This is a genomic window from Inquilinus limosus MP06, from assembly GCF_000767795.1.
GTDB lineage: Bacteria > Pseudomonadota > Alphaproteobacteria > DSM-16000 > Inquilinaceae > Inquilinus > Inquilinus limosus_E.
On the sequence record NZ_JANX01000320.1, the window covers coordinates 1 to 7199 of the forward strand.

General features: G+C 69.3%; 8 protein-coding genes. 4 read left to right on the plus strand and 4 right to left on the minus strand.

Translation table 11 applies throughout. The features are described from left to right. Nucleotides 1–190: 190 nt before the first annotated feature. The 4 genes from P409_RS21480 to P409_RS21495 form a co-directional block, all read right to left on the minus strand. Entirely contained in the window at nucleotides 191–1537 is a 1347-nt protein-coding gene (locus P409_RS21480) for a YbiU family protein (RefSeq protein WP_081991683.1), read from the minus strand. A gap of 83 nt (nucleotides 1538–1620) precedes the next feature. Beyond that, nucleotides 1621–2061: an SRPBCC family protein gene (locus P409_RS21485; protein ID WP_034843490.1), complete on the minus strand. Its 441-nt coding sequence runs from the start codon at nucleotides 2059–2061 to the stop codon at nucleotides 1621–1623. Nucleotides 2062–2131: 70 nt separating this feature from the next. Beyond that, the gene (locus tag P409_RS21490) at nucleotides 2132–2962 is read right to left on the minus strand and encodes a phosphoenolpyruvate hydrolase family protein (protein WP_034843492.1); all 831 of its coding nucleotides are present in this window, start codon (nucleotides 2960–2962) and stop codon (nucleotides 2132–2134) included. A 10-nt stretch (nucleotides 2963–2972) separates the two neighbouring features. Further along, nucleotides 2973–4178, minus strand: coding sequence for a Tm-1-like ATP-binding domain-containing protein (locus tag P409_RS21495; protein ID WP_034843494.1), 1206 nt, complete (start codon nucleotides 4176–4178; stop codon nucleotides 2973–2975). 165 nt (nucleotides 4179–4343) lie between these two features. Between P409_RS21495 and P409_RS21500 the strand changes: the two genes are divergently transcribed. The 4 genes from P409_RS21500 to P409_RS21515 all read left to right on the plus strand — a co-directional run. After that, on the plus strand, nucleotides 4344–4748 hold the full coding sequence (locus P409_RS21500; RefSeq protein ID WP_202964753.1) for a VOC family protein: 405 nt from the start codon (nucleotides 4344–4346) through the stop codon (nucleotides 4746–4748). Between the two features lie 134 nt (nucleotides 4749–4882). Beyond that, nucleotides 4883–5737, plus strand: a complete 855-nt coding sequence (gene purU / locus P409_RS21505) for a formyltetrahydrofolate deformylase (protein WP_034843498.1) — start codon at nucleotides 4883–4885, stop codon at nucleotides 5735–5737. Between the two features lie 121 nt (nucleotides 5738–5858). Then, entirely contained in the window at nucleotides 5859–6941 is a 1083-nt protein-coding gene (locus P409_RS21510) for a WD40/YVTN/BNR-like repeat-containing protein (RefSeq protein WP_034843501.1), read from the plus strand. Between the two features lie 42 nt (nucleotides 6942–6983). Beyond that, nucleotides 6984–7199, plus strand: a 216-nt coding sequence (locus P409_RS21515) for a ubiquitin family protein (RefSeq protein WP_202964754.1), incomplete at its 3' end; no start/stop codon positions are given.

The window sequence follows — 7199 nt, forward strand, 5'->3', positions numbered from 1 at the left end:
ACGGGATAGGCGGGGTAGGCGACGCAGCCGGCCAGGGTGGCGACCGCGGCGGCAGCGGCCGCGATCCGGAGCAGGGGCAGTGCAGTGTGCGGCATCGGAGGTCCGTCTCGTGGATCCAGGGCCGAGGGGGCCTGGAGTGTCACGGCGATAACGGACATCCCCGTCGATCGGCCCTTCGCCTTACCGCGAATTAAGGACCGATCCCTGTTCGCCACCCCGCGGCCGCGGCGGCCTCTTGGATCAGCGTCGCGCGGGCGGGGGAGACGCCCTCGGTCGGCCAGGCCTCCAGCCCCAGCTGGCGGCGGCCCAGATCGGTCAGGTCGGCCTCGCCGCCGCGGCCGCGATAGGCCGTCTCGCGATGCTCGGGCGAGAAGTCGGGCGGGGTCTCGCCGGCCAGGAAGCGGCCGCGCTGCCGGGCGGCGTATTCCGCGTTCTTGGCGCAGAGCGGGCCGGCGCCGATGAACATGACGTTGGAATAGTCGGTGCCGCGATGCTCGTCGCCGACCGCGTGGATGCAGTCGGGGTGCCACCACACCGTGTCGCCCGGCTCGGCGGTGGGGATCGACACCTGGGCGTCGATCAGCGGCTGGTGCCATTGCGGCAGGATTGCCTGCGCCTTGCCGCGGGCGGCGCCGCAGATCAGCTCCTCCGGCACGTCGTCCAGCAGCGGCCGCAGCAGCAGGTAAGCGATGGAATGCCGGATCATCGGCACCACCTGCAGCGTGCCGTCGGTCTTGCCTTGGCCGGTCAGGGCCAGCCAGCCCTGGTAGGAGCGGAAGAAGGTGCTGGTGTTCGGCGCCGGGAACTCCCGCGCCTCGACCCGGAACTCGCCGTCGAACGGGTCGTGCCGTTCCCAATCGCCGTTGAAGACGTTGCGGTAGACGCGGCGGTAGCCGGGGTCGAGCCAGCGCTCGATCGACCCGCCATCCATGTGCGGCGACAGGCCCAGCGTGGTGTCGCCCGGCTCGCGGCGGCGCACACGGTCGGCATAGGTGACCTCGCGGTCGGGGTCGAAGAAGAACCGGCCGGCCGTCGTCTCGTCGCCGGTGTCGCAGAAGCGCCAGAGCCGGTTCATGAAGCGCCGGGCCGCGGCCATGTTCGGGTGCTGCCGCGCCTCGACCTGCGGCCGCGACCAGTAGATGGCGAAGATTTGCGGCGTCTTGGCGCTCAACCCGCCGAAATATGTCTGCAGGTTGCCGTCGTCCTTCTGGCTGGCATAGCCGTTGTCGTCGATATAGGCGGCGACCGCGTCGTTCCAGCGGGTGATCTGGTCGCGGTCGATCGTGCCGCGGATCAGGGCCGTACCGCGGCGGCGGATCTCCGCCACCGTCTCCGCCGGGACCGTGTTGCCGACGATGTCGCTGAAGCGGACCACCGGCACCGGCGACCGGCCCCGGGCGTCGATCTCGCGGATGGCGTCGGCCTCGCGCCGCACCGCATCCTCCAGCTGCCGCCACATGCCGGCGACGTCGCCGATCGCGCCGCGCAGCTCCTGCTTCACCGCGCGCACCTGCGCGGCGTCATCGATCTCGGTCATGGCCCTGTCCGACGCTGTCATCGGCGGGCACCCTGCACCCGGCGCGGCCCGGCGTAAAGACACCGGGGCCGCCGGGGCAGGACTCAGCCGCCAAAGCGCTTCTTCAGGGAATCAAAGCCGGTCTGGAACACGCCCTGGCCGATCAGCTTGCGCATCGCCGCCTCGTTCTCGGCGGTGACGTCGAATTCGGCGGTCCATTCGGCGAAGCTGCGGTTGCCGTCGGTGATCGGGACCAGGCGCAGCGTGGCGATGTAGTTCTCGACCGGCATCGGCGCGGCTAGGATGGCGTAGGTGACGCTGTGCTCGGTATCCGACAGGGTCAGCAGCTTCTCGCGGATGGTGCCGCCATTGCCGGCCAGCTCCATGCTGCGGACGCAGCCGATGCGGTCGGACGAGCCGCCGTCCTCGACCCTGCTGCTGGCGATGGCCGGATGCCAGTCGGGCAGGGCGTTGAAGTCGCGGATCGCCTGCCACAGCGTCTCGACCGGGGCGTTGATCACGCTGCTGGTGGTCACTCGGATCATGACGGCGTCTCCTCCTGGGGCGGTGTTTTGAGGCGAGCTTACGGGAAACCCGGCGAAAAGAACTTCGCCCTTAGAACGAGACCTGCTTGAAGGCGCGGGTCTGGACGGTCAGGGCCTGCTCGGTCGGCAGCCGCTCCATCGAGCTGGCGCCGTAGAAGCCGTGGCAATGCTTGCAGCGCTGCAGCACATAGGCCGCGTCCTCCGGCATCGAAATCGGCCCGCCATGGCACAGCACGATGATGTCCGGCCGCACCGCCAGCGCCGCCGCCGCCCACTCGTCGATCAGGGCCACGCAGTCGTCCAAGGTCTTGGCGGTCTCGGCGCCGATCGCGCCGCCGGTGGTCAGGCCCATATGCGGCACGATGATGTCGGCACCGGCCTGGGCCATCGCCACGGCTTCTTCGGCCGAGAACACATAAGGTGTGGTCAGCAGATCCAGGGCATGGGCGCGGGCGATCATCTCGACCTCGAGGCCGTAGCCCATGCCGGTCTCCTCCAGGTTCTGGCGGAAGGTGCCGTCGATCAGCCCGACGGTGGGGAAGTTCTGCACCCCGGCGAAGCCCATGGCCTTGAGCTGGCCGAGGAAATGGTCGGTGAGCATGAACGGGTCGGTGCCGTTGACCCCGGCCAGCACCGGGGTGCGCTTCACCACCGGCAGAACCTCGCGCGCCATCTCGACCACGATCTCATTGGCGTTGCCATAGGCCAGCAGGCCGGCGAGGGAACCGCGCCCGGCCATGCGGTAGCGGCCGGAATTGTAGATCACGATCAGGTCGATGCCGCCGGCCTCCTCGCATTTGGCGGAGAGGCCGGTGCCGGCGCCGCCGCCGACGATCGGCTCGCGTCGTTCGACCATGCGGCGGAATTTGGCCAGGAGGTCGGCGCGGGCGAAGCGGGTCATGGGGGCATCCTCAATGATGGGCGATGGCGCGGAACTCGCGCACCAGCGCGGCCGCGAACTCCGGGTCGTTGATCGCGTGGGGCAGGCGGATCAGCCGGCGGTTCGGGGTCTGCTGCACCGTCGCTTCCAGCGCCTGGAACAGCGCCGCGTCGGCGGCGGGGTCGTGGAACGGCTGGCCCGGCGCGTCGATCAGCGACACCCCGCCCTCCGGGATCAGGAAGCGGACCGGCCCGTCCATCCGGTTCAGCTTGGCGCCGATCCAGCGGCCCATCTCGATATTCTCCTCCACCGTCGTCCGCATCAGCGTCACCTGCGGGTTGTGGACGTAGAGGTTGCGGCTCAGGAACTTCTCCGGGACCGTCTCCTTCGCCCCGAAATTGATCATGTCGAGCGCGCCGCAGGAGGCGACATAGGGCACGCGGGTGCGGATGATGCTGTTGAAGCGGTCCTCGCCGCAGGCCAGGACGCCGCCGAACAGCAGGTCGCAGACCTCGGTGGTGGTGATGTCGATGACGCCGCCGATCAGCCCTGAGTCGACCAGCTTCTCCATCGACATGCCGCCGGTGCCGGTGGCGTGGAACACCAGGCAGTCGTACTCGTCCTGGAAAGCGCGGCTGACCTGCTCGACGCAGGGCGTGGTGACGCCGAACATGGTCAGGCCCAGCGCCGGCTTGTCGGCCTCGCTGCGCGGCGGCGGATGCGCCACCATCCCGGCCAGCGCCTCGGAGGCGTTGCCCAGCACGGCGCGGGAGATTCGATTGATCCCGGACACGTCGGTGACCGAGTACGTCATCATGATGTCCGCCGGCCCGACATAGGGCGCGACATTGCCGGAGGCGACGGTCGAGACCATGATCTTCGGCACCCCGACCGGCAGGTCGCGCATCGCCGGGGTGACCAGCGCCGTGCCGCCGGACCCGCCCAGGCCGATGACGCCGCCGACATCCGCCCGGCTGGCCAGGAAATGGCGCAGCGCCTCGGCCATCGCCCCGACCGCGCGGCCGCGATCGTCGCCGAACACGGCGTCGATGCCGCCGGGATGGTGCAGCGCGACCTCGCGGGCAGTGACGTCGACCGCGACTCCGGCTTCGGGGCCGTTTGCGCCGGTGCCGACATCGACCAGCAGAACCGGGACGCCGCGCGCCTCGATCAGACCTTTCACATAGGCCAGCTCCCGGCCCTTGGTGTCGCAGGTTCCGATGACATAGGCCTTCATGGCGCATCCTTCCCCGGTGGCCGCCGGCATCGCCGCGCCGGTTCTTGCCTCCGGTTGTCGCCCCGCGGCGGCCCTCGGCGCAAGGGGGCGCGGGCACAAGGTTCGGCTTCTTTCGTCCGACAACCCGGGTCTATGCTGCGGCAACGACCAGCCGGGAGAATGCCCATGACCAGCCTGACGCGACTGGACCATGTCAACATCTGGACCGCCGATCTGAAGCGGCTGATCCGCTTCTACCGCGACGCGCTGGGGCTGGAGGCCGGGCCGCGGCCGGATTTCCCGTTCCCCGGCGCCTGGCTCTATCTCGGCGACCAGGCGGTGGTGCATCTGGTCGGGGTGAAGCAGCAGCCGCATCCGGATCAGGTGCAGCTGTCGCATTTCGCCTTCCAGAGCAGCGGCAAGCTGGACGACTTCCTGGCCCATCTGAAGGGCATGGGCGTCGAGACCGAGCTCGGCCGGCCGCCGCGCAGCGGGCTGGTCCAGGTCAACTTCCACGACCCGGACGGCAACCACGTCCATGTCGACTTCAAGGACGGCACCACGCCCGACCTGGTGCCCTATCGGGAATAGGGGCGGAGCCCGCCGCGTCGGCTCCAGGCATTCCGCCGTCGCAATCAAGCCGCAGCCGGGGGCCGCAGCCGTGCTAGGTGTCGGTCATTGGCTCACGGCCGGTCCCCGGCCCCTCAGCGAGACGACGCGGCATCATGGCGAAACGGCTGATCCTCAAGCTCTCCTGCACCGACGTCCCGGGCATCGTCGCCCGGATCTCGGATTTCGTGTTCCGCTCCGGCCTCAACATCCTCGAAAGCGCGCAGTTCTTCGACCGCGACACCGGCCGCTTCTTCATGCGGGTGGTGGTGGAGGCGGTCGAGGGCTCGGCCGACCTCGATGCCCTGCGCGAGGGCTTCGGCCCGATCGGCCACGATTACGGCATGGATTGGGAGCTGCACGACGCTGACCGCAAGATCCGCGCGCTGATCATGGTCTCGAAGTTCGACCACTGCCTGGTCGACCTCCTGTACCGGGTGCAGATCGGGGCGCTGCCGATCGAGATCCCGGCCGTGGTTTCGAACCATCGCGACAGCTACCAGCGCGTGGCGGCCGCCGGCATCCCGTTCCACCACCTGCCGGTGACCCGGGACAACAAGGCGCAGCAGGAGCGGCGCCTGCTGGAGCTGGTGGATGAGGAGAAGATCGACCTCGTCGTCCTGGCCCGCTACATGCAGGTGCTGTCCACCGACCTGTGCCGGAAGATGGAAGGGCGGGTGATCAACATCCACCACTCCTTCCTGCCCAGCTTCAAGGGCGCCAAGCCCTACCACCAGGCCCATGCCCGCGGCGTCAAGCTGATCGGCGCCACCTCGCACTACGTCACCGACGACCTGGACGAGGGGCCGATCATCGACCAGGACGTCACTCGGGTCGACCACACCGCCACGGCCGACGACTGGGTCGCCACCGGCCGCGACGTCGAGAGCGTGGTGCTGGCCCGCGCCCTGAAATACCACTGCGAGCACCGCGTTCTGTTGAACGGGCCCAAGACCGTCGTCTTCAAGTGACCGGCCGCGCACAGGTTTGACAGGCGTCCGTCTTCTGCCATAACTTAACTGAAAAGTTAAATATGGGATCCGCTGGACCAAACCATAACAACCGGTCCAGCGGGGGCGAGGGAGACAACGCATGGCACACCGCATCCTGGTCCTGATCGGGACCAAGAAAGGCGCGTTCATCGCCGAGAGCGACCCGGCGCGCCGGTCCTGGCAGTTGCGCGGCCCGTTCTGCGAGACCTGGCCGATCAACCATGTTGTCGCCGACCCGGCCTCGGGCGCCATCTACGGCGCCGGCGGCAACGAATGGTTCGGCCCTGCGGTCTGGAAGTCCACCGATCTCGGCGAGACCTGGACCCATTCCAGCGAAGGCCTCGCCTATGCCGAGGGGCAGGAGCCGATCAAGGCGGTCTGGAGCCTCGGCGTGCGCGACGGGCGGGTCTATGCCGGGGTGCAGCCGGCCGGTCTGTTCACCAGCGATGACCAGGGGCGGTCCTGGAGCCATGTCGAGGGGCTGCAGCGCCACCCGACGCGGCCGGAATGGAGCCCGGGCGGCGCCGGGCTGATCCTGCATTCGCTGGTGCTGCATCCGGACGACCCGGGCAAGATCTGGGTCGGCATCTCCGCCGCCGGGGTGTTCCACACCGCCGATGGCGGCGAGACCTGGGAGACGCGGAACCGCGGCACCCGTGCCGATTTCATGCCCGAGGACCAGCGCTATCCGGAGTTCGGGCAATGCGTCCATTGCCTGGTGATGGCGCCGGGCGGGACGGACCGGCTGTACCAGCAGAACCATTGCGGCATGTACCGCAGCGATGATGGCGGCCGGCGCTGGGACAGCATCGAAGCCGGGCTGCCCTCCAGCTTCGGCTTCCCGGCCGCGGCCCATCCGCGCGACGCCGACACGCTGTTCCTGCTGCCGCTGAACGGCGACATCAAGGGCCGCTACGTGCCGGACGCCAGGGCCGCGGTCTGGCGCACCCGCGACGGCGGGGCGACATGGCAGGATTTGCGCCGCGGGCTGCCGCAGGAGAACGCCTATTTCGGCGTGCTGCGCCAGGCCATGGCGACCGATCGGCTGGATCCCGCCGGGGTGTATTTCGGAACCTCGGGCGGCGCGCTGTTCGCCAGCCCGGACGAGGGCGAGAGCTGGGACTGCGTCGCCCAGCACCTGCCGTCGATCCTGTCGGTCGAGACCCTGGTGGTTGACCGCTGAGCCATGGCCGAGGCGCGGACAAAGCCGGAAGAGGCGCCGGCCGTGCGGGTGCGGTTGCCGACGGTGCTGACCATCCTGTTCCCCGGCGCGCCGCCGCGGGTCGAGTTGCGGGCCGCCACGGTGGCGGAGGCGATCGACGGGCTGAATGAGCGCTGGCCGGGAATGGGCGACCGCATTCGCGACACCCGCCCGGCCATCCGGCGCCACATCAACATCTTCGTCGATGGCCGCAAGGCCGGGCTGGAGACACCGCTGGCG